Raw genomic sequence first — 25457 nt, 5'->3', positions numbered from 1 at the left:
GACGTCAACCCGCCTCGCCTGCCGTCGCCCTGCACCTGCTTTGTCGACAGCCCGGCTGGCCTCCCTTATAAGGACCGGAATCGCAAGCAACCAGAGGCCTTCATGATCATCGTCACGGGCGGCGCCGGCATGATCGGCTCCAACATCGTCGCCGCGCTCAATGCCGAGGGCCATGACGACATCCTTGTCGTCGACGACCTCACCGACGGCCACAAGATCTCCAACCTCGCCGATCTCGGCATTGCCGATTATCTCGACAAGGACGATTTCCTGCCCCGCATCGAGGCCGGCTCGCTCGGCCGTATCGAGGCCGTCTTTCACCAGGGCGCCTGCTCGACCACCACAGAGTGGAACGGCAAGTTCATGATGGACGTGAATTTTGCTTATTCGAAGCGGCTGCTGCATGCCTGCCAGGCGTTGCGCGTGCCCTTCCTCTACGCCTCCTCCGCGTCCGTATATGGCGGCGGCGCCGAGTTCCGCGAGGATCCGGCGCTCGAACGGCCGCTCAACGTCTACGCCTATTCCAAGAAACTCTTCGACGACTATGTCAGGCGCACCGTCTTTGACAGTGACCACTCGCAGGTCGCGGGCCTGCGCTACTTCAATGTCTACGGACCGCGCGAGGCGCACAAGGGCGCCATGGCCTCGGTCGCCTTCCATCTCTTCAGCCAGGTCGAGCAAGGCCAGAACCCGAAGCTCTTCGGCGCCTATGGCGGTTTCGGCCCTGGCGAACAGAGCCGCGACTTCATCCATGTCGGCGACGTCGCCGACGTCAATCTGTGGCTATGGAAGCGCGGCGCGAGCGGCATCTTCAACTGCGGCACCGGCCGCGCCCAGCCGTTCCGCGCCATTGCCGAAACGGTGATCGATACACTGGGCAAAGGCGAGATCGAGTTCATCGAATTTCCCGACCATCTCAAGGGCAGCTACCAGAGCTTCACGCAAGCTGATATGTCCCGTTTGCGCGCGGCCGGTTACAATGGCCAGTTCCGGAGCGTCGAAACTGGCGTCAGAGACTATGTCGAATGGCTGAAAGCCCAACGATCCTCGTGATCGGCCCACGCTGGGTGGGCGATATGGTGATGGCGCAGTGCCTGTTCTCGGCGCTGAAGGAGCTGCACCCCAACGCCGCGATCGACGTGCTGGCGCCGGCCTGGGCCGCCCCGCTGGTCAAGCGCATGCCCGAAATCCGCCAGCAGATCGACTTTCCGCTGAAGCCCGGCGCGCTCGAATTCACCCATCGCCGCCGCTTCGGCCGCCTGCTGCGCGGCCGCTACGACATGGCCTATATCCTGCCGGGCAGCTGGAAATCGGCGCTGATCCCCTTCTTTGCTCGCATTCCACGCCGGTTCGGCCATCTCAGGGAAATGCGCTATGGCCTTTTGACCGACGTCGTGCCGCTGCCCGAGGCCGTGAAACGGCGCACCGCGCAGGCCTATTTCGGCCTCGCCCAGGGTGGCACCTTCCGCGCCCCTCACCTGACCGTCGACGGTGGCAACCAGGCCGCCCTGCTCGATCGTTTCGGGCTCGCGCCACAGCAATTCGTGGCCCTGATGCCCGGCGCCGAGTTCGGACCGGCCAAGCGCTGGCCGAGCGAAAGCTATGCCGGCCTGGCCCGCGACTTGATGGGCAAGGGTCTCAAGGTCGCCCTGTTCGGCTCGAAGAACGACCGCGACGTGACGGCGGAGATCGCAAGCCTGGCCCCCGGCGTCGTCGACCTCGCCGGCCAGACGCGGCTGGAAGACGCCATCGACCTGATCGCGGCGGCAAGGCTGGCGGTGTCCAACGACAGCGGGCTGATGCATGTCGCGGCGGGGGTCGGCACGCCGATCGTCGCCGTCTATGGCTCGACCTCGCCGCAAAATACGCCGCCGCTGGCGGAGCGCCGCGAACTGGTCTGGCTCGGCCTGTCCTGCTCGCCTTGCCACCAGAAGATCTGCCCCCTTGGCCACCTCAACTGCCTGAAGACATTGGAAGTCGGGCAAGTCGCGGCAGCGGCGGAACGCCTGCTGGAACTTCCGGCGGCGGCATGAAGGTGCTGATCGTCAAGACATCGTCGATGGGCGATGTCATTCACACCTTCCCGGCTGTCGAGGACGCCAGCCTCGCCAGGCCGGACGTGTCCTTCGACTGGTGCGTCGAAGAGGCGTTCGCCGGCATCGTGGCGCTGCACCCGGCGATCGGCAGGATCCACACGGTCGCCATCCGGCGCTGGCGCAAGGCGCTGCTCGATGGCGCCACCTGGCGCGAGGCGGCCGCGCTGCGCCGCACCTTGCGCGAACGCCGCTACGACCTCGTCATCGATGCGCAGGGTCTGTTGAAGTCGGCCCTTGTGGCGCGGCAGGCGGGCGCACCGATTGCCGGCTTCGACCGGTCGAGCGCGCGCGAACTGTCGGCAACGCTGTTCTATGACGTCACCTACGGCGTGCCGCGCAACCTGCACGCCATAGAGCGGACGCGGCGGCTGTTCGGGCAGGCGCTCGGCTATCAGCCCGATCTGTCGACACTCAACTCCGGCATCGTTCCGCCGCCGGTCACTCCAGCCAACATCGGCGCAAACACCGCCTTCCTGCTGCACGGCACCAGCCGTGAGGACAAGAAATGGCCGGCCGGAGACTGGATCGGGACGGCCCGCCTGCTCGTCGAGCGGGGTATGGCACCGGTCACCACCTGGTCGAACGAGCGTGAGAAAGCCGTGGCCGAAGCGATCGCCAGGGCGGTGCCCTCTGCGGTCGTGGTGCCGAAATCGACGCTGGCCGACATCGCCGCCATCCTCGGCCGCTCGACGCTGGTCATCGGCGCCGACACCGGCCTGACCCATCTCGCCAGCGCCTTCGGCCTGCCGACGGTCGCGGTTTTTTTGGCCACCGAGCCTGGTTTGACAGGCCCTCGCGGGCCATATGCGTCGACGCTATTGGCGCCGCCAGGTGGGCGTTTGACGCCGGCCGAGGTGGTGGCGGAGGCGGAGAGGCTACTGGCGCGTAGAGGCGCAGCTCTGGCTGGTAAGACTTGATTTTTTCAAATCAATTCAATTGGGAAGGTCAGCGCCGCCCCTCATTGCCCTGCCTGGCATTTCTCCCCGTAAACGGGGCGAAAGAAGCTGGCCGCAACGCTGGCGCCCATCTTGCAACTTGAAAAGGCGAAACCATCGATGAGGGCGTCCTTCTCCCCGTTCACGGGGAGAAGATGGCGGCAGCCAGATGAGGGGCGGCGCCAACGCCGGTTTGAAACGCGCCAACCCGCGCGATGCCGCGCCCAATCCCCTAGATGAACTGCACCTGGACGATCTCGTAACCCCTGGCACCGCCAGGCGCATTGACCTCGATGGCGTCGCCGACTTCCTTGCCGATCAGCGCGCGCGCGATCGGCGAGGAGATCGAGATGCGGCCGGACTTCACGTCGGCTTCCTGGTCACCGACGATCTGATAAGTCTTCTTTTCCTCGGTGTCCTCGTCGACCAGCACGACGGTAGCGCCGAACTTGACCTTTTCGCCGCTGAGCTTGGTGACGTCGATCACCTCGGCCCGCGCGATATAATCCTCGAGCTCGTTGACGCGGCCCTCATTGAGGCTCTGTGCCTCTTTTGCGGCATGATATTCGGCATTTTCGGACAGGTCGCCATGCGAGCGCGCTTCGGAGATCGCCTCGATGATGCGCGGCCGCTCTTCCTGCTGGCGCCAGCGCAGTTCTTCCTTCAATGACGCGAACCCCTCGCCTGTCATCGGGACCTTGTTCATCATGCCTCACCTTTCCTGCCGCCACCCCCGCGTTTCGGGGGAAGCCTTGTCGTTGGGTACAAAAAGAAAACGGTCCGGCAGCCTCGGGCTAACGGAACCGTCTCACCGCAATTTGCCCTAATATAGCAATGTCAGCGGTTTTTTCACGCCCAAAAAATGGGTTTTTCAAAAATCGTCGCGGCTTTCATCCAACCGAGGCGGCCGAGGCAATTCCAGGAACTGTGCTAACGAGACAGGGTGAACAAAAAAGCGGCCGCGATGGTTCGCGGCCGCTTCGAGGATTGCCTGGAGCGTGGTCAGCTCCGCATGAAATGGTCGATCTGCTCGGCCAGCATGCCGTATTCGCGCGAGCCCTTGCCAGTCCGCTTCTCGATCTCCGCCAGTTGCTGCTGGGCGCCGGCCAGGTCGCCGATCTGCAGATGCGCCTCGCCGAGATATTCGCGCACCAGTGTGTAGTTCGGGTCGATGCGCAGCGCTTCCTCGTAGTAGCCGAGGCCGACAGTGACGCGTCCGGAATGGCGGTGCGAATAGCCGAGATAGTTGAGGATGCGCGGATCCTGCTTGTTGGCGGCGAGGCTGAGCACGGCGATCGCCTCATCATAACGTCCGGCCATCGCGAGATCATGACCGGCATCATAGATGCTGTCGTCGTCGAGCATGCCTTCCTGGGGTGCGACGCACTTTTTCTTCTTCTTGTCCCAGACTTCGCCTTTCTTGCACTTTGTGGTGGTCTGGGTGCCACCACCGCCGCCGCCCGAACTGTCGCTGCCGGCGGCGAACACCGGAACGGCCATGAACTGCAGGGCGAGAAGCGCGCCCGCCGCCTGGATCAGCACTCTTTTATGCATCGAAGCCTCCTGGAGGGGTGAGAATACAACACTAACGCCAAGCTCTCCGCGTTTCATCCCGGAAAAGCATGCGTGGAGAACATGAGGTGACGGATGCAGCAAATCCGCTATCATCCGGGCAAACGACCGACGGAGACGGCCCGTGCAGCGGCGGCTTGAAAAGGACTGGGATCTTACGATCGGCCCCGACACCGTGCGCCTGTTCATCCTCAAGGCCAAGGCGCTGAGCGCGGCCGTCAACGAGGATTATGCCGACGGCGCCGAGCACGAGATCGAGTTCGACGGCGGCACCCACGACAATCATCATCATGATGGCCTCGCCGAGGAAAGTTCGGAAAACCTGACCGAAGAGGAATTTCGCGAACTGATCAACGACCTCAATGTCGACGAGGCGGCCGAACTGATCGCGCTGGCCTGGGTCGGCCGCGGCGACTATGACGCAGCGGAATGGTCCGATGCCGTGACGGCGGCGCGCGAACGCGCCAACAGGCGCACGGCGAAATACCTGCTCGGCATGCCGCTGCTCGCCGACTGGCTGGAGGAAGGCCTCGAAGCAATTGGCGCGTAACGGCGCGGTTACCGATTGTGATCGGGGGAAAGCGCCTTCCAGGCAACTTCGGCATGCCGGCGCCGTTTCGAAGCGATGGCAACGCTGAGCTTTTCCCTGTTTCGCAGACTGGCGTTGCCGTTGATGGCCGTCGCCTTGCTGGTGACCCCGGCCGACGCCAAGCATCGTCACACGCATCACGGACGACCGGCACCACGGGTGGAACAGCCGCTGACACCGCGTGCCGACCAGCCGCTGACACCCCGGACAAGGCAGCGCCTGAAATCACGGGGCAAGCGGCATGTCACCCCGGACAACATCACTCCGGAGAAGGCACCACAGAAGATGCAGGACCGGGAGACCTCGCCTGCCGTTGTTCCGGTGCCTGAACCGCGTCCCGCGGACGCGCCGAAGACCGATGCCGCAACGAGGAAGGAACAAAAGGCGGACGTGCCAAAGGCCTCCGGAGCGGCGGATCGGTTCAATGAAGAAAAGTCCTATCGGGAGAAGCAGGCGCGCCCCGGACCGCCAGCCTCAGAACCATCAGCCGATACGGAAAACGAGCTGGAGTCGCCGGCCGAGGTCCCGGTCCCGACACCAAGGCCCGACACTGTCGAACCAGGGGCTCAGCCGCCTGATGTCGCGCCGACGCCGCCTGAAAAACCAGCGGATGCCGGCGACGAGAAGATGCTCCCCGACCCGCGCTCTGCCGATCTGCCCGACGCGAAAATGCCGGCGGAGGAAGTCGCTTGCCGCGAGCGGTTGAAGGCGCTCGGCGTCGAATTCGAGGAGCACAAGGCGGAAAGCAATCCCGAAATCGGCTGCTCGATCCCCTATCCCCTGATGCTGAAAAGCCTGGGCAAGTCGATTGCGATTGCCCCCGGCACCGAGCTCAACTGCCCGATGGCCGAGGCGGCCGCCCGGTTTGCCGCGGACGTCGTCCAGCCGGCTGCAAAGGCCGAATTCGGCGCCGACTTGAAATCGATCAACCAGGCGTCAGCCTTTGTCTGCCGTCCCCGCAACGGCACCAGGAAACTCTCGGAGCACGCTTTCGGCAATGCGATCGATATCGCCAGCTTCACCTTGTCGAACGGCAAGAAGATCGAGGTCGGGCCGGCGCCGCCGGAAAAGGATGCAAAATTCCTCGACACCGTGCGCAAGGCCGCCTGCGGTCCGTTCAAGACCGTGCTCGGACCCGGCGCCGATGCCGACCACGCCTTGCATTTCCATCTCGATCTCGAACCGCGCCGCCATGGCGGCACGTTCTGCCAGTAAACGCGGCTGTTGCAGGATCGCCGCCGCAATTCGGCCGCAGACATGAACGCGGTCGCTGAGTTTTCCTTTACCCTTGATCGTTAAAATGCCGGATATCCAGAAGTGGGATCCTGCAAATGGCCGGCAAATTTCGCGCCGTGTTTTTCGCCACCGCGCGCCGATCGAAACCCGTGATGCTGCTGGCCGCCGGCCTCACCCTCGCGGCCGTTTCGGCCTGCAACACCGGCAGTGTGCTGTCGCTGCAGCCGGCCGTCGACGTCGGCTCGCAGACGGCGGCCGTGCCGCAATACACAGGCATGCAGAGCCTTGTCCCGTCCAATCCCTACATGACGCAGGCCGCCTATCCGCGCATGGACGAGCCGATGTCGCCGGTCGAGCAAGTCCCGGCCAGCGAGATCGACTGCCGCCAGCAGCTGAAGCGCCTCGATGTCGCCTACACCGACCTTGCACCGATCCATGAAGGCCAGTGCGGCATCGATTACCCGGTCAAGGTCACGGCCATCGGCAGCATCCAGATGAAACCCGCCGCGACGCTGACCTGCGACATGGCCGCCACCTTCGCCGCCTGGACGAAGAACGAACTCGTTCCTTCCGCGCGCTGGCGCTACTTCTCCGGCGTCAGGACCATCCACCAGGGCTCCAGCTATTCCTGCCGCAACATCGCCGGCGAAGGCGTGCTGTCCGAGCACGGCAAGGGCAACGCGCTCGATGTCATGAGCATCGAGCTCAACAATGGCGACGACATCGACGTGCGCAAGCCCGGCCTGTTCGCCTTCCGCACCCGCGGCTTCCTCAACAATGTGCGCGCCGACGGCTGCCAGTATTTCACCACCGTGCTCGGCCCCGGCTACAATTACGACCACCGCAACCATTTCCATTTCGACATCAAGAACCGCAAGAACGGTTATCGCGCCTGCCGCTAATGCATGTCCTAGAAGTGACCTCGGTTTCGGGGGTGCGACATGCGTAAAAACAAAGACTTAAAGCGCGTCGCATGAATCCGTTTCAGCGGAACGCGCTTTAGGAAAAGGTCAAGCTTCACCGGTGGATGCGATAATTTGCCGTGCCACCAGATCCTGGATGCGCCAGAGATTCCTGTCGCGAATACCGCTTTCCTCCAGCTTGCTGACAGTCCGGAACAGATACTGCGCCGACGAGCCCCAGTGTCCGGCGGCTCGCGCCAGCGTGTCCGCGACCTGCTCCAACGGCAACCGTCCGGCATAGGCCTTGCCATCCGGCGCGGCGACGAAAGCCAGAGCGCGCAGCGGACCCTCCTTGGTCTTGACCTTGATCCAGCAAGGCACGTTGGTTGGCGGATTGGCATCGATCTCGCGGCGCATAAGCTGGCCGAGTTGCCCGAAATGATCTTCCGCGGGCAGTCGATAGACAATGCCGTTGCAGCTGCCGCCGCGATCGAGCGCCAACATCAGGGCCGGCAATTGGCGCGTTCCGCGCCAGCGGGTTAACTTCAGGCAGAACGAGCGGTGCCATCCAGGCGCTGTCGCCGGGCGCTGCTCGACAGGAACGAATTCGGGATTCCAGATCAACGAACCATAGGCAAAGACCCACAGCGTTTCGGGTCGATATTCGGCAAGCAGTCGCTCGACCAACCCATCGAACTCCGCATCGGTGTGCTCGGTTGTTCCAGGCTCAGGGCCGGGATCCGGTTCGATACGCTCGACCCTGACGACAAGATCGGCGGTCAACGCCATCGATCTCCGGCGCGTCGGCTTCCGCTTCATTCCAGCCCCCTGAAAAATGATGGCTGACGATAGACCGGCTGCTCATCTGTGGCCATTGATTTCCAAAAGACCGTCAGGCAACAGATACCCCCCACGGATCGAGCCTCCTTCATGAGCCAACGAAGCCTCCAGCGACGCATTGCGATCTGGGTAGCGGCCCTGCTGGCCGCCTGGCTGGCACTCGCCTATGTCGCCGCACCGGAATTCTGGACATTTCGGGATCGCGGTTTTCGCAACCAGCGCTTCGAAATGGTGACACACACGCCGCAAGGCATTCCCGGCGATCCGATCAATATCGGCCTTGTCGGTACCGAGAAGGAGGTCGTCCACGCCTTCGCCCTCGCCGGCTGGGACACCGCTGATGCGATCACCCTGAGAACCGCCATCGACATCGGCGAAAGTGTCCTGTTTTCCCGCCCCTATCCCGATGCGCCGATGAGCCGCCTGCTGTTCGAAGGCCGCGCCCAGGATCTTGCCTTCGAAAAGCCCGTCGGAGACAGCGCCGACCGGCGCCACCATGTCCGCTTCTGGCAGACGGATACGGTCGGCGACGATGGCCGTCCGCTTTGGCTGGGCTCCGCGAGCTTCGATCGCGGCGTGGGGCTCAGCCGCGACACCGGCGCCATCACCCACCATATCGGCCCCGACATCGACGCCGAGCGCGATTTTCTCATCGGCGACCTGCGCGCCGCCGGCGAGTTGATCTCGACCAGCGAACTGGCAGGCATCGGCGCCACCAAAACCGGCCGCAATGGCGGCGGCGACCCCTATTTCACCGACGGCAAGGCGCTCGTCGGCGTGCTGAAGCAACTGCCTTGAAACCATGCATACCTAGACCGGTCGGCCTGGGATCGGATTGAAAATCGCGGCGTGTCTTCGATGTCGCTGCGGGACCGCCGCCCAAGAGCCGCGACCGTCATCTTCCAAAAATCATGAAGGACTATTTTCGAGCGGCCCGCCGCAATGCTATTGAGCCCTCATGCTATACGTTGAAATTGCTATCGTGGTCGTCCTCATCTGCGTGAACGGCCTTTTGTCGATGTCCGAACTCGCCATCGTTTCATCCCGACCCGCCCGGCTGAAGACGATGATCGACCGTGAGGTCAAAGGCGCCGGCCGCGCCCTGGCGCTCGGCTCCAATCCCGGCAAGTTCCTGTCTTCGGTGCAGATCGGCATCACGTTGGTCGGCGTGCTGTCGGGCGCGTTTTCCGGCGCCACGCTGGGCGAACGGCTGGCGCAGTTCCTGGCCTCGACCGGCATGAGGGAGACCGTCGCCGATCCGCTCGGCGTCGGCATCGTGGTTGCAATCATCACCTATTTCTCGCTGATCGTCGGCGAACTGGTGCCCAAGCAGATCGCACTGCGCGATCCCGAGCGGGTTGCCGCCAGGGTGGCGCCGGCGATGACCATTCTTGCCACCGTCTCGGCGCCGCTGGTCTTCCTGCTCGACATTTCCGGCCGCGCCATCTTGTGGCTGCTCGGCCAGCGTGGCGAAAGCGAGGAGAAGGTCACCGACGAGGAGATCAAGATGCTGGTCGCCGAAGCCGAGCNTCGGCCAGCGTGGCGAAAGCGAGGAGAAGGTCACCGACGAGGAGATCAAGATGCTGGTCGCCGAAGCCGAGCACCACGGCACCATCGAATCCGACGAGCGGCGCATGATCGCTGGCGTCATGCGGCTTGGCGACCGCGCCGTGCGCGCGGTGATGACGCCGCGCACCGAGGTCGACTGGATCAATCTGCAATCCGATGAGGCAGCCATCCGCAAGCTGCTGGTCGAGACCCAGCATTCGCGCCTGCCGGCGGGCGACGGCGGCGTCGATGTCATGGTCGGCGTCGTCCAGACGCGTGACGTGCTCGCCGCGATCCTGGCCGGCCGCACGCTCGACCCGCGCAAGCATGTGCGCGCCGCGCCTATCGTCTACGATCAGGCCGATGCGCTTGACGTGCTGCAGAAGCTGAAGGAATCCGACGTGCCGATGGCGCTTGTGCATGACGAATACGGCCATTTCGAAGGCATCGTCACCCCTGCCGATATCCTGGAGGCCATCACCGGCGTGTTCCGCGCGGACCTCGACGCCGGTGACGAGGAAAACGCCGTCAAGCGCGAGGACGGCTCATGGCTGCTTGCCGGCTATATGCAGGCCGACGAGATGGCCGAGGTTCTCGGCATCGACCTGCCCGAAAACCGCGACTACGAGACCGTCGCCGGCTATGTCCTGTCGCACATGCACCATTTGCCGGCGACCGGCGAATGCGTCGATGCTCAGGGATGGCGCTTCGAAGTGGTCGATCTCGACGGCCGCCGCATCGACAAGCTGATCGCCACCCGCCTGCCCGGCGGCCACCGCGAAGCGGTGCGCTGACAGTTCGATGTCGGCTTTCGGCCTGGCGGGACATTGAAGACGGCCGGGCCGGTCGATTGCACTGTCCCGATGTCTACCGCTCCGCGAAGGCGCGAGCAAAGGAATCGAGCATCGGTCGCGCCAGATACTCCAGGAATGTCCGGTCGCCCGTGTTGATGAACGCCTCGACCGGCGTCCCTGGATAAAGCTGCTCGGGCTTGACGCCGGACGGCAGCTCGGCGGCAATCTTCAGCCTGGCGCGGAAATAGGGCTCGTGCGTAGCCTGATCGATGAGCCGGTCCGCGGAAATTTGGGTCACGGTGGCTGAAATCTCCGGGGTAAGCCGCGTGTTCAAGGCGGACAATCGCAGCTTCGCCGGCTGGCCGACACGGACTTGATCGATGTCGTTCGGCCGCAGCCTTGCATCGACGATCAGGCCCGGTGCCGTGGGCAGAATCTCCATGATCTTTTCGCCGGGGCCAATCACGCTGCCCTTTGAATTATAGGTTGACGACACCACGATGCCCGCCGCCGGTGCCTTGATCGTCGTTCGCCGCAGCACCGCCTCGGCCGCCCTGATCTGTTCCTTGATGTCGGCCAGGTTGGAGCGAACGTCGTCCAGCTTCGTCAGCGCCTCCTCGACGCGCTGCGTGGCGAGGTGCTCGGTCTGTTCCTGGGCCTCGACGATCTGGGTGTTGGCCGTCGCAAGATAGGCTTCCAGCGCCCCGGCTTGCCCGACAAGGTCGGCTTCACTGCGCAAAAGCTGGGAGTATTCGCTACGGTTGGTGAGGCCTCTGTCCAGCAGGCCGGTCTTGATGCCGAGTTCCTTCTTCACCACGTCGGCCTGTTGCTGAATGGCCTGTTTCTGGGCCTGCAATCCAACGACCGACTGGCGATGCATGGCCACCCGTTGGACAAGGATCGATTGTTCCGATCGAAACCGGGCGAGCCTGGCGTCGAATTCCTTCTGCTGTTCTTCAACCAGCGTCTCGAAATCGTGCTGGAACGGTGCTGGCGCCGTTTCGGTGATTGGCGCCAGCCGGTCCAACCCGTCGCGTTCCGCCTCCAGCCGCGCCGCGCTCGCCCTGAGCGCGATCGACTGTCGCGTCAACCGGTTGAGCTCGGCCCGCGCGGCTGTTGGATCCAGCACGATCAAATCCTGGGCCTGTTGCACGCGATCGCCTTCATGGACCAGCAATTCCTGGACGATGCCGCCCTCGGGATGCTGGATCAGGATGTTTCCACCCGTCGCCGAGATCGTTCCTTGCGTGATCACCGCCCCCGACAAGGGCGCCGTGACGGCCCAATAGCCGAAGCAACCCGCCAACAGCGCTATTGCCGCGTAACCGGCGGATGCCACGCGCCTTATGTCGGTGCGCGGGCTGCCTTCCCGGGCGAGGCTCTGCACCGCCATGGCTATGATCCAAAACGGGTGTTATGCATGCGGATCGTCGTGGCGAACGAGCCCGTCACCACGGGATTCTGCCGGGGAATGCCCTTGCCGGCGCCTGTGCTGGCAACCGGGCTGGCGCCCGGGTTGGCCACAGACTGCCGCAACACCTCGCCACTGGGGCCGAAGGCTTCGATCACGCCGCCGCGCAAAAGCATCACGCGGTCGCAGGACGCAGCGATCGAGGGACGATGCGTGATCACGATTGTCGTGACGCCGGCCGCTTTCGCGGCGGCAAGCACCGCTTCGAGCGCGGCTTCGCCGGCGCCGTCGAGATGGGCGCTGGGCTCGTCCAACACCAGGATCCTGGGCGTGCCGTAAAAGGCGCGCGCAAGCCCGATCCGCTGGCGCTCGCCACCCGACAGCGTCCTGTCCGACGGACCTATCAATGTCTGGTAGCCGTCCCGCTGCGCCAGGATCAGTTCATGCGCCTCGGCCCGCCTTGCTGCCTCGATGATCGCGGCGTCATTTGCACCGGGGTCGAAGCGGGCGACGTTTTGGGCGATCGACCCTGGAAAGAGCTCCACCTCCTGCGCGAGGTAGCCGAGATGTTTTCCGAGCAGGCTCTCGTCCCAGGTCCTGAGGTCGGCGCCATCGATCCTGACCGCGCCGCCGGTCGGCTGGGCAGCGCCCACAAGCAACCGCGCCAGCGTCGATTTGCCGGCACCGCTCGGGCCGACGATGGCCAGCGCTTCGCCGGCGCCGATCTGGAAGTTCAGCCGCTTGAGGATGGGTTCGGTGCCGGGCTGGGCATTCGGCGCCATGAAGAAAACATCCTGCACGGAAATCGCGCCGGTCGGATCGGGCAAGATCAGCTTGCGCGCTTCAGCCGGACGCGCCGCAAGCGCCGTCTCCAGCCGTTTCCACGCTCGCCGGGCATCGGCGATCTGCCGCCAGGCGCCGATCAACTGGTCGAGCGGCTGCAGCGCCCGCGACGACACCAGCGAGGACGCGAAGATCATGCCTGCCGTCATCTGCCCCTTGAGCACCAGCCATGCGCCGGTGCCGAGGATCGCCAGCTGCAGCATCATGCGCAGCGCCCGCGAGGCGCCGCTGAAGATTGCATTGGCACTCGAGGAACGGTCATGGAAGGTGAGTGCAGCCGCGACGTACCCTCCCCAGACCCGCGCGGCGTTCTCCACCATGCCCATGGCGCGCAGCGTCTCGGCATTGCGGGCAAAAGCCTGTTCCGCCTGGCTGGCCAAAGCCGAACGCTCCGCCGAGAAAGCGTCGTTCCTGCCGATGGCAAGCTGATTGGCCACGACCAGGAAAAGCAGAAGCGCCGCGCCGGCGACCGTCACCCAGAACAGCACCGGATGGATGAGATAGAGCAGTGCGAAGAAGACAGGAGCGAAGGGCAGGTCGAACACCACCGCCACGCCGCGCGACCTGATGAAGGCGCAGACCGAGGCAAGGTCGCGCAGCGGCGACAGGCCGCCGGCATATCTTGCGCCAAGCGAAACCGCGAATGTGCCAGCGCCCAGCTTCCGGTCGACGGTCGCCGCGACGCGCTGCGTGTAAACGGCGCGGATCGCGTCCAGCAGCCCGAGGAAGCCAAGCGCAAGAACCGCGATGGCCGAAAGATAGACAAGCGTCTCGACGCTCGAGGACGGCAGCACGCGATCATAGACCTGCAGCAGGTAGAGCGGGATCACCAACAGCAGGACGTTGATCAACAAAGAGAAGACGCCGACATCGGCGATGGCGCGCATGAAAACCGGACGCAGGCCGGACGGTCCAGTCATTTCGGCATTCCCCGCGGCTGCATGATCCCGAGACCTCAGGCGTGGCCTCCAAACTCGGAACCGCCATGCAGTGTGCTGCTGGCGATGCTGTGCGTGGCGGTGCTGCTGTTCAGGGCGTTTACCGGCGCATTGTCCAGCGTATAGGCGCGGATGTAGTCGATCTTCATCTCGGCCGGCGTGGCCAGGTGATCCGGAGGGGTGCCGGCAAAGCCGCCGACCGCGAGATCGGCCAGCATGTACATCGGCTTGTTCATGTCCGACGGCGTCGCGGCTTCGGCGACCTGCACGCCGTCATAGGTCCAGACGAGCTTGTCCGGCGTCCACAGCAGGCCATAGGTGTGGAAGCCGGCGGTATCCGAGACACTCACCGTCGAGGAGACCTTGACGTGCGTACCGGTTTCATTCGTGTGCGCCGTCATGATCAACGAGTTCGGGGTTTGGCCGGCAGTCTCCACGACATCGAGTTCCGGGGGCCACGAACCGTCTTCCGGCAGCAGCCAGAAGGCCGGCCAGGCGCCGGCGTGCTCGGGCAGGTCGGCCCGCATTTCGAAATAGCCATAGGTCTGAGAGAAGGAATCGTGGGTCGTCAGAATGCCGGAGGTGTATTCGTAATTGTTGATCAGCGGCTTGATGTCCGCCGGCGCCTGAGCCGCAGTGATGGTGAGCACGCCGTTGTTCACGCTGAACGGGTGGACGGAACTTGTCGGTGCATAATTGGCGTCGATGTACCACTGCAGTTCGCCATTGCTGGTCAAGGTGCTGCCGTTGGGCGCTCCCCACGAGAAGTTGGTGTCCCAGGTGCCGCCCTGGCTATTGTGAAGGTTCAGCGTGTTGAAATCGTCGCTGAAGGACAGGCTCATTCCGGACTTGTCGATCGGCAATTCGAACTGGCTGGGCTGCAGCTTGTCGATGGTCGTGTCCTTGAACTCGAGGATCTCGCCGGATCCGAGGTTCAACAGCACGTTCGATCCCGCCTGGATCATGTTTGAGTGGATGGCGTCGAACGACGTGAACCCGTAGCCGTTAAGGCGGACGGTGTCGGTGGCGGCGAAATTCGCGATCAGGTCGCTTCCATTGCCTTTGGAGACGATGAAAGTGTCGTAGCCGCCGCCGCCGTCGATCAGCACATCGTTTCCCGCGCCGCCGTCCAGCGTCTGGTGTCCGGCCGTGGCGGTGATGATGTTGTCCAGCCCATTCCCGAAAGCAAAGTTATTGGCGTGTGTGACGATGAGGTTCTCGACATTGTCGGGGAGCTTGTAGCTCATCCATGTGCTGATCGTGTCGATGCCGGCCCCAACGCCCTCGGCCACCTTGTTGCCCGCCGCATAGAGGTAATAGATGTCGTCGCCCGTGCCGCCGTGCATGGTGACGTTGACACCGGATGCTCCGTAGATGGAGTCGTTTCCGGAGCTGCCGTACAAGTCCGGTCCGGACCCTGCCGCCGAGAACCAGTGGTTGGAAGCGCCGCTGTAGGGAAGAGGAACGCCCAAAGCGTTGACGAAAAAGCTCATCGGACAAATTCTCCTCGTGATGCCAGGCCTGCTTGAACCGCTCGACATGGGTGCGAGGCGGGTGCATCCGGACCAACGTTGCCACGCACGATATCGTTCCGGGAACTTGCCACATAGATCAACATTACATCGACTGTTCAGTGAGATTTTCTGGACTGAAAGCACAACGATCCGGGAAATGGTCTACGGACAGTAATTTGACCGGCGAAATATTTATTAAAAATTTCGCAACACGCGCCGATCTGCCTGCGACCATGCTTGATTTGGTCAAACGGAAGCGCCCCTGCGTTCTGATGGGGCGTGGAATCGCCGCTCTGGAAATAATGCGTCAACGCGCCGGGCTGGCGCCGCAGGACAGGCTGGTCGCCACCCGACTGCTCGGCGACCACCGCAGCAGCGCCCTAAGCGTGTCGCGGGGACTCTTAAACCGCGGCTTCGATCGGCTCGGCAAGTCTGGGATTGGAGCGTGAGGCGATCAGGCAGCTGGCCACGATAAGGCCGGCTCCCGTCAGCGTGGTCCAGGTCGCCGCCTCATTGAAGAAGAACCAGCCGATCGCGACCGCCCAGATGAAAGCCGAATATTCCGTCGGGATCAGATATTGCGCTTCGGCGCGCGCGTAGGCCCAGCTCATCAGGAATTGGCCGGCGAGCGACAGCGCCGTCACCCCGGCCAGCGGAAGCCAGAGATTGCCCGGCAGGGCGACGGCGAGCCAGGGCGCGGCAAGGCCAAGCGTGATCGCGACGCAAAGGTTTTGGAACAGCATGATCTCGATCGGCTTGGCCACCTGGGCCTGCCGTCGCGCAAGGATCAGATTGTAGGCGTAGAACACCGTCGATGCGAGCACCGCCGCCGTGCCGAGCAGCGCATCCTTGGGATAGCTCGCCTGCCCGAACTGCCCGGCCATGATGATTATGACGCCGGCGATGCCTGCCAGCGAGGCCCAGATCGCCTGGCGCTGTATGCGTTCGCCCAAAAGCAGCGCCGCCAGCAGGAGCGCAAACAGGGGCGCGACGAAGCTGAGCCCGATCGCCTCGGCGAGCGGCAGCCTGGCAAGCCCCCAGAAGAAGGACAACAAGACGATGCCGACGACCACGGCGCGCAGCGCATGCAGCCTCAGCACGGAAAGCGTGGGCCACGAGCGCGTCCCTGCCGACCAGGCCGCGCCGGCGACCACCGTCGCCAGCATGCTGCGCCACAGCACCGTGTTGTAGACGCCCACGGCGATGACCAGGACCTTCATCGCCGCATCCATCGCCGACAGAAGGAAGATACCGAGCGCGCAGACGAGCACCGGGATCATGGGGGAAACGACGCCTGCCAGGCCGGATGACTTCACTGCGTTGCTCATGTGATGGATCGCAACCTGACATATCAGGGCGCGAGGGCAGGGCCAGATGGCAGCGTCGTCCATATGGCGGTCCAACCCTTTCAGGCAGCGTCGAGGCGCGGGCGCCCCCTCAGGCTGCACTGGCATCGGCTGCGGTTTGCCACTATCTGCGGGGCCGCGACTACACACTCTTTTGTCCCCTGCTGACCAGGAGGTGACCATGGCCAGCCCAGCCAGGAAAATGCCAATCAAGAGACTGCCGATGCTGCCGGCGGAGCGGGCGCTCAAGGTGATCGCCGGGCGTTGGAAGGCGGTCATCCTCTATCACCTGTTCGATGGGCCACGGCGACTCACCGCGCTGAAGGCAATGATGCCGGGCATTACCCAGAAAGTGCTGATCCAGCAGCTTCGCGAAATGGAGGAGCACGGCCTCGTCAACCGCGAGATCTTCGCCGAAGTGCCCGCGCGCGTCGAATATTCGGCGACCAGTCTCGGCCTCAGCCTCGAGCCGATCCTGCTGGCGCTCTGCCAGTGGGGCCAGCATCACGCCGGCGAGCTGAACGAGACGCACCGCCTCGCCGACTGCATCACCCGGCCACGGCAGGCGCGGCACGCACACATGGCATAGGTCGAATCGACAGGGCGGGTTGCCGACATTGGCTGCCCATAGCAGACTGACTGACATCTTCAGAACGGATCGGCAAAAAATGCACCGGATAGCTTCGGGCGAACTTCATTCGACCTACACTCTGGGTGACCTGCGCATCACCGCCCTGCGCGATGGCTATGTCGACATGCCGATCAGACGGCTCCGGCAAAACGGTGACAAGCCATTTGACGACGAATTGCCGGAACAAGTTACGCTGGTTGGCGGTCAACTCAGGCTTTCCGTCAATGCCTTCGCGATCGACGATGGACATGAGATAACTTTGATCGATACCGGCGCCTCGAACGCCTGGCACCCGACCATGGGTCGGCTTCCCCAGGGGATGGACGAAGCCGGCATCGATGTCGGACGAATCCGCGCCGTCTGCTTCACCCACACGCATCTCGACCACATCCATGGCCTTGTGCTTGCCGACGGCCGGGATGCTTTCCCACGCCTGGCGCGCCTGCTCGTTCCCAGGCAGGAACTCGGCCTGTTTCGCGCCGAAGCGCGGCTCGAACGGTTCCACGGCATGGCGCAGCCATTCGAAGCCGGAGACCGCCTCGATACCCATGTTGACGTTATCGGCGCGCATGGCCACGAGGTCGGTCACAGCTGCTTTCGCGTTTCGAGCGGCGGCGAGCGCATTTTGATCTGGGGCGATACCGTTCACGTCCCATCGCTTCAGTTCGATCGGCCTGAGGTGACGTGGGATTTCGACGACGATCAGGACCGGGCGCGCGAGAGCCGGTTGCGGCTGCTGGCGCTTGCGGCGGACGATCATTGTTTCGTTGCGGGCGCGCATCTGGACTCGCCCGGCATCGGCCGTGTCATCCGATCTGGCGGCGGCTTTCGATTTGAGCCGCTATAATTGAAAAGGGCGGCGCAAGCGCCGCCCCATATCCTTCGGAGGATAATTCGTCCGGCGATCAGGCCGCCTTGATTTCCTCGTCGACCACGTCGGCATCGCGTGCCTTCTTCAGCGCCTTGGCCCACCAGGCCACATCGTTGACCAGGGCGGTGGCCGCCTGGTTCAGGTGCTCGAGGTCTTCGAGCTTCTTCTCGCCTTGGCGAACGGCGAGGAAATCGGCCCAGACGATGTGGACGGCGGACTTGACCGGCGCCATCTGCAATTCGACGGCATGCATGCGCAGCTGCTCGACAGCGCGGGCGCCGCCGACGCCACCGTAGCCGACGAAGCCAGCCGGCTTCTTGTTCCATTCGTTGGCGGCGTAGTCGATGGCGTTCTTCAGCACGGCCGTAGGGCCGTGATTGTATTCGGCGGCGGTGAAGATGAAGCCGTCATATTCGGCGACCTTCTTCTGCCAGCGCTGCGCCACCTCGTTGGTCGACGGCACCCAGGCGGAGGACGCGACCTCGTCGAAGAAGGGCAGCGGGAAGTCACGCAGGTCGACGATTTCGACATCGATATCGGCATGCGACTTGGCGATCTTGGCGATCCATTGGGTGGGCACATCGGCGAAGCGCGCGGCGCGCGTCGAACCAATGATGATGGCGATTTTCGGCTTTGACATGGGGGCTCTCCATTCCACTAAAAGCTGGTATCGTTTAGATACCGGCGCTATATGAGATACTGACAACTCAGCGCGCAAGGAGGCACCTTTTTGTTACTGAGGAACCCGCTTAACACCGAGGACTGCCGCGCCGTTTCGGAAATCCTGCAGCGCGTCGGCGACAAATGGACCGTGCTCGTGGTCGGCAAGCTTGGCGGCGGACCCTTGCGTTTCAACGAGTTGCGCGCTGCCGTCGGCGGCATTTCGCAGAAGATGCTGACCACCACCTTGCGCGGCCTGGAACGCGACGGCTTCGTCACCCGCACCGTGTTCCCGACCATTCCGCCGCGCGTCGACTACGAACTGACCGAACTCGGTCACGAACTGTTGATCCCGGTCAGCGCGCTTGGCGAATGGGCACGCAGGAACACGCAGCGCGTCAGGGTCGCGCGCGAAAAGTTCGACGGCATGCACGGCTGAGATCCTTGCACGGCAAGGAGTGCGGAGTTTCGTTGTGAGCGCCGTCGCCTGATGACAAGCGGACTGGGGATTCTTTAAACCAGGTCTCGCGACTTTGGCTTTATGGGGCCTAAGACCACCCAAGCTGGCACCGCTTTGGCGACGACAATCGCAATGGCAAAGTGACCATTCAGGATCTTGGCGCCTTGCCACTGCAATGCGTTGGCCCACAGATCGCGCACGTCGTGGCCGGTCCCCTGACGTCGACATTGCCATGCAGGCAGGCGGTGCGCGGAGGGGCTTGCTTGACTTCAGCATAGGCCGTTGCGCCGAGCAGGCAGGTCAGCGCGAGAAGGGCTGCCGCGAGCCAGCCGTTCAGCATGTGTTGACGCATTGTCTCTCCTCCAACGCCTGCAGTATTGGGCGTGAAGGCAACCATCGGATGTCGCGCGGCGCATCGCCTGCACAAGCGATGTTACAATTGCCCGGAGTGGGCAAACAGGCTTTCGTCAGCTCTCGGCAGGAACGGCCTTCGGCTTGCCCTCGCCATCCAGCGCCACCATGACGAAATCGGCGTGCGTCACCTTCTCCATCAGATCGGAGAGATAGCGTTGTGCCCAGGCCTCGACCTTGAGCGTCATCGAGGTGCGGCCGACGCGTTCGACATGGGTGTAGATGCACAGCGTGTCGCCGATCTTCATCGGCTTGGCGAAGGACATCTCCTTGACCGCCGCGGTCACCACGCGGCCCCGGGCGCGCTCGGCGGCGCGGATGCCGCAGGCAAGGTCCATCTGCGCCATCACCCAGCCGCCGAAAATATCGCCGGCGGCATTGGCGTCCGAGGGCATGGCCAGCGTGCGCAGCGTCAGGTCTCCGATCGGCCGTCCGTCCGCGTACTGCACCATGGGCAGAATCCTTGTGAGGTGATGGTCATCGATCCGTATCGCCGCTGCAGGACCAGGTCAACGCGCCGCGGCTACTGTTTCCTGGCCTCGATGGACCATAGGCTAACCCTGGCATTCGCACAGTTGTGCCTGATTTTCAGCGGCTTCGGGTTTTGGGGCGGGCTTCCCCCACCCCATCTCGGCTTCGCCGAGCCATCTCTCCCCCCTCCGGAGCGAGAGGAAGGGGCCATGCCGGCCAAGCTCGCGCTCTTCCTCTACCCCGTCGATCGGGGGAGAGGTGTCGAGCGAAGCTCGACGGAGTGGGGGTCGACTGCTCACCGCTGACGAGGTCCTTAGATTCGGGATCATGCNGCCATGCCGGCCAAGCTCGCGCTCTTCCTCTACCCCGTCGATCGGGGGAGAGGTGTCGAGCGAAGCTCGACGGAGTGGGGGTCGACTGCGCTGCGTAAGACCATTCGCCAGCTGAGAGGCGCCTCTTAAAAATAACCTGCAAGGTTAGCTCTGATGCGGTCCAGCACCGTGTCCCCGGACACATCGGGCACGAATTCCTTGCCGGTGATCGCCTCGTAAGCCTGCGCATAGACCTTGGAGGCCTGCTCGACGATCTCGTCCGGTATTTTGGGAACAGGATCCTTGTAGGGATCGCAGCGCGCCGCCACCCATGAGCGGATGAAATCCTTGTCGAAACTCTCCGGCCGCGTGCCGTTGGCCAGCGCATGCTCATAACTTCCGGCGATCCAGTACCGGCTGCTGTCGGGGGTATGGATTTCGTCGGCCAGGATGATCGTCCCGTTCTTGTCTGTGCCGAATTCGTATTTCGTATCGGCGAGGATGAGCCCACGTTCGGCGGCACGCGCCTGGCCGCGGGCGAACAGCTTCAAGGCGTAGCCCGAAACGATGTTCCACTGCGCCTCGGTGAGCAAGCCCTGGTCGAGGATTTCCGCCCTGGACAGCGGCTCGTCATGGCCGCCATCCGCCGCCTTGCTCGTCGGCGTGATGACCGGCTCGGCCAGCTTCTCATTGTCGCGCAGGCCGTCCGGCAGCCGCATGCCGTACATGTCCCGTTCGCCGCGCTTGTAGCGGGTCAGGATCGAGGTGCTGGTGGTACCCGCCAGATAGCCGCGCACGACGATCTCGACTGGAAGGATCTCGAGCCTTGTGCCGACGACGACGTTGGGATCGGGATATTCCAGAACATGGTTCGGGCAGATATCGGCGGTTTCCTCGAACCAGTACCGCGCCGTCTGCGTCAGGATCTCTCCCTTGAACGGGATAGAGGTCAGGATGATGTCGAAGGCGCTGAGGCGGTCGGTGGCGATGATGATGCGCCGCCCGTCGGCCAGGTCGTAATTTTCGCGGACCTTGCCCTTGTAGTGACCAGGTAGCTCGGGAATGAAAGCATCCGACAGGGTCCGCATATGATTTCCTGCCTTCCGCAGAGTGATCGATGCCAATCGCATAAGCTGTCGACCCATGCCTATCAAGCGCGATTGTCGGGATTCCCCACAACACGACCTGGCATCACGGTCGCTTTTTTCACAACGCATGCCGGAAGGCACTGCGACGCGGCGAACCCGCCGCGTCTAGGCTGCGGCCAGTTTTCCGGAGCCGGCAATCTACCATGCAGATTTATGACTTCATCATCGTCGGCTCCGGCTCGGCCGGCTCGGTGCTTGCCGACAAACTGTCGGCCTCGGGCCGCTTCTCGGTGCTGGTGCTCGAAGCGGGCGGCACCGACCGCCGCTTCTACGTGCAGATGCCGCTCGGCTACGGCAAGACCTTCTTCGACCCCGCGGTCAACTGGAACTACAAGGCCGAGCCGGATCCCGGCCTTGGCGGCAATGCCGACCACTGGCCGCGCGGCAAGCTGCTCGGCGGGTCTAGTTCGATCAACGCCATGGTCTGGATCCGGGGTGCGCGCGAGGATTTCGACGACTGGCGTGCCGCCGGCAATCCCGGCTGGGGCTATGACGACCTGTTGCCGGCCTTCAAGGCGCTCGAGGACAACGAGGTCGGCGCCGACACATGGCGGGGCGCCGGCGGGCCACTGCATGTCACCGATTGTTCAAACACCGTCCATCCGCTGACCAAGCGCTATCTCGCGGCCGGCCAGCAAGCCGGTCTGCCGCTCAATCCGGATTTCAACGGCGCTGCCCAGGAAGGCGTCGGCATCTACCAGATCTCGACCAGAAATGGCCGCCGCATGTCGGCGGCGCGCGCTTTCCTTCGCCCGGCGATGAAACGCGCAAACGTCCGCGTCGAAATGAATGCACTGGCGACCCGCGTGCTGTTCGAAGGCAGGCGCGCGGTCGGCATCGAATATCTGCGGAACGGCGAGACGAAGACGGCGCGCGCCGGCCGCGAGGTCATCCTGTCCAGCGGTTCGATCAACTCGCCGCAATTGCTGCAGCTGTCCGGCGTCGGCCCGTCGGCCCTGCTTGGTGGTCTTGGCATCCCGGTCGTCCACGCCAGCGAGAATGTCGGCGCCAATCTGCAAGACCATGTCGGCATCAACTACACGTTCAAGGGCAAGCTGCCGACGCTCAACCAGATCCTGCGCCCCTGGTGGGGCAAGCTCCTGGTCGGCATGCAATATATCCTGACACGGTCGGGCCCGCTGTCGCTGTCGATGAACCATGCCGGCGGTTTCTTCCGCACCGACCCGGCGTTTTCGCGCCCCAACATGCAGCTCTATTTCCAGGCCTTCTCGACCGTCATCCCGAAAGGCGGCGAGCGTCCGATCCTGACGCCCGACCCGTGGCCGGGCTTCTCCATCGGCCTGTCCAACTGCCGCCCGTCGAGCCGCGGCGAGATCATGATCCGGTCCAGCAATCCGCTGGATTATCCAAAGATCGTCGCCAACGCCTATTCGACCAACGCCGACGTCGACGAAATGCTGGCGGCGGTGAAGTTCGTGCGCAAGATCGCCGCGATGCCGGCCATGGCCGAGATCATCGCCGAGGAGGTTCTGCCAGGCCCGTCGATCCAGTCGGACGCCGACCTGATCACGGATTTCAGAAAACGCTCCGGCACCGTCTATCACCCGGTTTCGACCTGCCGCATGGGCCCCGATCCCGCACGCGCCGTCGTCGATCCGCGCCTGAAGGTGCACGGCATCGAAGGCTTGCGCGTCATCGATGCCTCGATCTTTCCCGATAACATCACCGGCAACACCAACGCAGCCTCCATCGTGACCGGGTGGAAGGGCGCAGAACTGGTTCTGGAGGACCACAAATGAAGATCACCGACGTCAAGACCTGGGTTGTCGGCAATCCGCCGCCCGGCATCGGCGGCAAGTACTTCATCTTCGTCAAGCTCACCACCGATGGCGGCGTGGTCGGTTATGGCGAGGCCTACAATGCCACCTTCTCCGCCCATGTCACGGCCAGGATGGTCGAAGACATGGCCGAACGCTATCTCGTTGGCCGCGATCCGCACGATATCGAGAATTTCTTCCGCCGCGCCTATTCCTCCGGCTTCACCCAGCGCCCCGACGTGTCCGGCATGGGCTGCTTCTCGGCGTTGGAAATGGCCTGCTGGGACATCATCGGCAAAGAGGCCAACAAGCCGGTCTACAAATTGCTCGGCGGCCAGGTGCACGAGACGCTGCGCTCCTACACCTATCTCTATCCGCACACCGGCAGTGTCCATTCCGAGGACGCGCCGGACGGCAAGAACGTCTACAACGACCCCGACCTGGCCGCGGCCTGCGCGCTCGAATATGTCGAGCAGGGTTTCAATGCGGTCAAGCTTGACCCGGCCGGCCCCTACACCGCCTTCGACGGCCACCAGCCGCGCCTCATCGACATCGATGTCTCCACCCGCATGATCAAGGCGATCCGCGAGGCGGTCGGCAACCGCGCCGACATATTGTTCGGCACGCATGGCCAGTTCACCGCGTCGGGCGCGCTGCGCATGGCGCGCGCCATCGAACCTTATGATCCGCTGTGGTTCGAGGAGCCGGTGCCGCCCGACATGCCCGAGGTGATGGCGCAGGTGGCTCGCGGCACTTCGATCCCGATCGCCACCGGCGAGCGGCTGACGACCAAGTTCGAGTTCGCCCGTGTCATCGAGAACCGCGCCGCGACCATCCTGCAGCCGGATCTCGGCCGCTCCGGCGGCATTCTGGAGACAAAGAAGATCGCCGCGATGGCCGAGGCCTATCACATCCAGATCGCGCCGCATTGCTATTGCGGCCCGATCGTCGGTGCCGCCAACATCCAGCTGGCGGTGACGCTGCCCAACTTCCTGATCCTGGAATCGCTGAAGCAGTGGGACGGTTTCCACGCCACGCTGCTCAAGAAGAAGATCGAGTGGCAGGACGGCAATGTCATCCCGTCGAAAGAGCCCGGCCTCGGCGTCGAACTCGACGAGGCGGTCTGCGATGCGCACCCCTACACCGGCAAGGACCTGCATCTGCAGATGATGCAGACGCCGCTGATGCCGTGAGCGAACGCTACGCCTTCATCGGCCTCGGTCATCTCGGCGGCAATCTTGCCGCCAGCCTGATCCGCAACGGTTTTGCCGTCATCGTGTTCGACCGCGATCCCGTCGCCGTCGAGCGTCTTGTCGCGCTCGGTGCCACCGCCGCCAGCAGCCCGACCGAAGCAGCGGCACGGGCCGGCAATGCCATAACCTGCCTGCCCTCGCCCAAGGTCAGCGAAGCGGTGCTGGCCGGGCCTGGTGGGTTATTGGAAGGTCTGCCCAGGGGTGGCACCTGGATCGAGATGTCGACCAATGGCCGCGACGAGATTCTGCGCCTTGCCGCCCTCGCCTCGGCCAAGGGCATCGAGACATTGGAGTGCCCGGTCACCGGCGGCGTTCATCTGGCGGCGGCCGGCAAGATCACCGCGCTGGTCGGTGGCGACGCCGCACTCTATGGGCGCCATCGACCGGCGATCGAGGCGATGTGCGCGAAGTCGTTCCTGATGGGACCGATCGGCTCGGCGGCGGTGATCAAGGTGATCACCAACATGCTGGCCTTCATCCATCTCGTCGCCGCCGGCGAGGCGCTGATGCTGGCCAAACAAGGTGGCCTCGACCTCGCGCAGAGCTACCATGCAATCGTTGCATCCTCCGGCAACAGCTTCGTCCACGAGACCGAAAGCCAGCTCATCCTGAACGGCTCCTACGACATCGGCTTCACCATGGACCTAGCGCTGAAGGACCTCGGCTTCGCACTGGGCATGGGCAAGGATTTCGGCGTCCCGCTCGATCTCGCCACGCGCGTCAACGCGATTTTTGAGCAAGGCGAGGCCGCCTATGGCGGCGGCGCCTGGTCGACGCAGATCGTCAAATTGCTCGAGGATGCCGTCGGCACCGACCTGCGTGCGTCCGGTTTTCCGGCCAGACTGGAGCTTTGACCCGGAGGCCAAAACCAAAGCAATTTCATGAGCTTCAATTGATCG

Annotated in this window: 24 protein-coding genes and 1 pseudogene; 14 read left to right on the top strand and 11 right to left on the bottom strand. The window is 63.7% G+C overall.

What is annotated here, in order from left to right; genetic code table 11:
• Positions 1–102: 102 nt before the first annotated feature.
• The 3 genes from rfaD to waaC are packed head-to-tail and all read left to right on the top strand — an operon-like array spanning position 103 to position 3013.
• Positions 103–1053, top strand: coding sequence for an ADP-glyceromanno-heptose 6-epimerase (gene rfaD / locus X741_RS142205; protein ID WP_023779882.1), 951 nt, complete (start codon positions 103–105; stop codon positions 1051–1053).
• A complete protein-coding gene (waaF, locus tag X741_RS142210; RefSeq protein ID WP_023779881.1) occupies positions 1026–2033 on the top strand; it encodes a lipopolysaccharide heptosyltransferase II in 1008 nt (335 codons plus the stop codon). The genes rfaD and waaF overlap by 28 nt, the downstream gene beginning before the upstream one ends.
• Complete coding sequence (gene waaC / locus X741_RS142215) at positions 2030–3013, top strand: lipopolysaccharide heptosyltransferase I (RefSeq protein WP_023779880.1); 984 nt, start codon at positions 2030–2032, stop codon at positions 3011–3013. The genes waaF and waaC overlap by 4 nt, the downstream gene beginning before the upstream one ends.
• Positions 3014–3263: 250 nt before the next feature.
• On the opposite strand, the gene greA is transcribed toward waaC, so the two are convergent.
• Together greA and X741_RS142225 are read right to left on the bottom strand one after the other, a co-directional pair.
• Entirely contained in the window at positions 3264–3737 is a 474-nt protein-coding gene (gene greA / locus X741_RS142220; protein WP_023767588.1) for a transcription elongation factor GreA, read from the bottom strand.
• A 296-nt stretch (positions 3738–4033) separates the two neighbouring features.
• Positions 4034–4585, bottom strand: coding sequence for a tetratricopeptide repeat protein (locus tag X741_RS142225; protein WP_023779879.1), 552 nt, complete (start codon positions 4583–4585; stop codon positions 4034–4036).
• 142 nt (positions 4586–4727) lie between these two features.
• Here X741_RS142225 and X741_RS142230 point away from each other — a divergent pair, with 142 nt between their 5' ends.
• From X741_RS142230 to X741_RS142240, 3 genes are all read left to right on the top strand, one after another.
• The gene (locus tag X741_RS142230; RefSeq protein WP_023779878.1) at positions 4728–5153 is read left to right on the top strand and encodes a DUF3775 domain-containing protein; all 426 of its coding nucleotides are present in this window, start codon (positions 4728–4730) and stop codon (positions 5151–5153) included.
• A 198-nt stretch (positions 5154–5351) separates the two neighbouring features.
• Complete coding sequence (locus X741_RS142235) at positions 5352–6407, top strand: extensin family protein (RefSeq protein WP_023779877.1); 1056 nt, start codon at positions 5352–5354, stop codon at positions 6405–6407.
• A 116-nt stretch (positions 6408–6523) separates the two neighbouring features.
• Entirely contained in the window at positions 6524–7330 is an 807-nt protein-coding gene (locus tag X741_RS142240) for an extensin family protein (RefSeq protein ID WP_023779876.1), read from the top strand.
• A gap of 108 nt (positions 7331–7438) precedes the next feature.
• Here X741_RS142240 and X741_RS142245 read toward each other — a convergent pair whose 3' ends face one another.
• Positions 7439–8149, bottom strand: a complete 711-nt coding sequence (locus X741_RS142245; protein WP_023779875.1) for a gamma-glutamylcyclotransferase — start codon at positions 8147–8149, stop codon at positions 7439–7441.
• A 111-nt stretch (positions 8150–8260) separates the two neighbouring features.
• Here X741_RS142245 and X741_RS142250 point away from each other — a divergent pair, with 111 nt between their 5' ends.
• Entirely contained in the window at positions 8261–8968 is a 708-nt protein-coding gene (locus X741_RS142250) for an LssY C-terminal domain-containing protein (RefSeq protein WP_023779874.1), read from the top strand.
• A gap of 160 nt (positions 8969–9128) precedes the next feature.
• Positions 9129–10512 (top strand): annotated as a pseudogene (locus X741_RS01000000167150) (hemolysin family protein).
• Between the two features lie 73 nt (positions 10513–10585).
• On the opposite strand, the gene X741_RS142255 reads toward X741_RS01000000167150, so the two are convergent.
• From X741_RS142255 to X741_RS142270, 4 genes are all read right to left on the bottom strand, one after another.
• Positions 10586–11905, bottom strand: coding sequence for an HlyD family type I secretion periplasmic adaptor subunit (locus X741_RS142255; protein ID WP_023779873.1), 1320 nt, complete (start codon positions 11903–11905; stop codon positions 10586–10588).
• Positions 11906–11907: 2 nt separating this feature from the next.
• Positions 11908–13686 (bottom strand): type I secretion system permease/ATPase, encoded by a 1779-nt coding sequence (locus tag X741_RS142260; protein WP_023779872.1) that lies wholly within the window; start codon positions 13684–13686, stop codon positions 11908–11910.
• 35 nt (positions 13687–13721) lie between these two features.
• Complete coding sequence (locus X741_RS142265) at positions 13722–15197, bottom strand: family 16 glycosylhydrolase (RefSeq protein ID WP_023779871.1); 1476 nt, start codon at positions 15195–15197, stop codon at positions 13722–13724.
• 422 nt (positions 15198–15619) lie between these two features.
• On the bottom strand, positions 15620–16546 hold the full coding sequence (locus tag X741_RS142270; protein WP_023779870.1) for a DMT family transporter: 927 nt from the start codon (positions 16544–16546) through the stop codon (positions 15620–15622).
• 199 nt (positions 16547–16745) lie between these two features.
• Between X741_RS142270 and X741_RS142275 the strand changes: the two genes are divergently transcribed.
• Both X741_RS142275 and X741_RS142280 read left to right on the top strand, forming a co-directional pair.
• Positions 16746–17153: a helix-turn-helix domain-containing protein gene (locus X741_RS142275; RefSeq protein WP_031250415.1), complete on the top strand. Its 408-nt coding sequence runs from the start codon at positions 16746–16748 to the stop codon at positions 17151–17153.
• Between the two features lie 79 nt (positions 17154–17232).
• Positions 17233–18042, top strand: coding sequence for an MBL fold metallo-hydrolase (locus X741_RS142280; protein ID WP_023779868.1), 810 nt, complete (start codon positions 17233–17235; stop codon positions 18040–18042).
• A 58-nt stretch (positions 18043–18100) separates the two neighbouring features.
• Here X741_RS142280 and X741_RS142285 read toward each other — a convergent pair whose 3' ends face one another.
• Positions 18101–18706, bottom strand: a complete 606-nt coding sequence (locus tag X741_RS142285) for an NADPH-dependent FMN reductase (RefSeq protein WP_023779867.1) — start codon at positions 18704–18706, stop codon at positions 18101–18103.
• A 90-nt stretch (positions 18707–18796) separates the two neighbouring features.
• On the opposite strand from X741_RS142285, the gene X741_RS142290 reads away from it, so the two are divergent.
• Positions 18797–19165, top strand: a complete 369-nt coding sequence (locus X741_RS142290) for a helix-turn-helix domain-containing protein (RefSeq protein ID WP_023779866.1) — start codon at positions 18797–18799, stop codon at positions 19163–19165.
• 169 nt (positions 19166–19334) lie between these two features.
• Here X741_RS142290 and X741_RS142295 read toward each other — a convergent pair whose 3' ends face one another.
• The 3 genes from X741_RS142295 to X741_RS142305 form a co-directional block, all read right to left on the bottom strand.
• Positions 19335–19538: a hypothetical protein gene (locus tag X741_RS142295; RefSeq protein ID WP_023779865.1), complete on the bottom strand. Its 204-nt coding sequence runs from the start codon at positions 19536–19538 to the stop codon at positions 19335–19337.
• Between the two features lie 115 nt (positions 19539–19653).
• Positions 19654–20049 carry an acyl-CoA thioesterase gene (locus tag X741_RS142300; protein WP_013893544.1) on the bottom strand — a complete coding sequence of 132 codons (396 nt, stop codon included), beginning with the start codon at positions 20047–20049 and terminating at the stop codon, positions 19654–19656.
• A gap of 476 nt (positions 20050–20525) precedes the next feature.
• Positions 20526–21467, bottom strand: coding sequence for a phosphoribosylaminoimidazolesuccinocarboxamide synthase (locus tag X741_RS142305; protein ID WP_023779862.1), 942 nt, complete (start codon positions 21465–21467; stop codon positions 20526–20528).
• A gap of 203 nt (positions 21468–21670) precedes the next feature.
• Between X741_RS142305 and X741_RS142310 the strand changes: the two genes are divergently transcribed.
• From X741_RS142310 to X741_RS142320, 3 genes are read left to right on the top strand one after another with little or no spacing between them, the layout of a single operon-like run.
• Positions 21671–23287 carry a GMC family oxidoreductase N-terminal domain-containing protein gene (locus tag X741_RS142310; protein ID WP_023779861.1) on the top strand — a complete coding sequence of 539 codons (1617 nt, stop codon included), beginning with the start codon at positions 21671–21673 and terminating at the stop codon, positions 23285–23287.
• Positions 23284–24498, top strand: a complete 1215-nt coding sequence (locus X741_RS142315) for a mandelate racemase/muconate lactonizing enzyme family protein (RefSeq protein WP_023779860.1) — start codon at positions 23284–23286, stop codon at positions 24496–24498. Before X741_RS142310 ends, X741_RS142315 begins: the two co-directional genes overlap by 4 nt.
• Positions 24495–25412 carry an NAD(P)-dependent oxidoreductase gene (locus X741_RS142320; protein ID WP_023779859.1) on the top strand — a complete coding sequence of 306 codons (918 nt, stop codon included), beginning with the start codon at positions 24495–24497 and terminating at the stop codon, positions 25410–25412. Before X741_RS142315 ends, X741_RS142320 begins: the two co-directional genes overlap by 4 nt.
• The last annotated feature ends 45 nt before the right edge of the window (positions 25413–25457 follow it).

Source organism: Mesorhizobium sp. LNHC221B00, assembly GCF_000502935.1.
GTDB lineage: Bacteria > Pseudomonadota > Alphaproteobacteria > Rhizobiales > Rhizobiaceae > Mesorhizobium > Mesorhizobium opportunistum.
The sequence above is the reverse complement of the archived record's forward strand: the minus strand, read 5'-3'. Positions and strand labels throughout refer to the sequence as shown.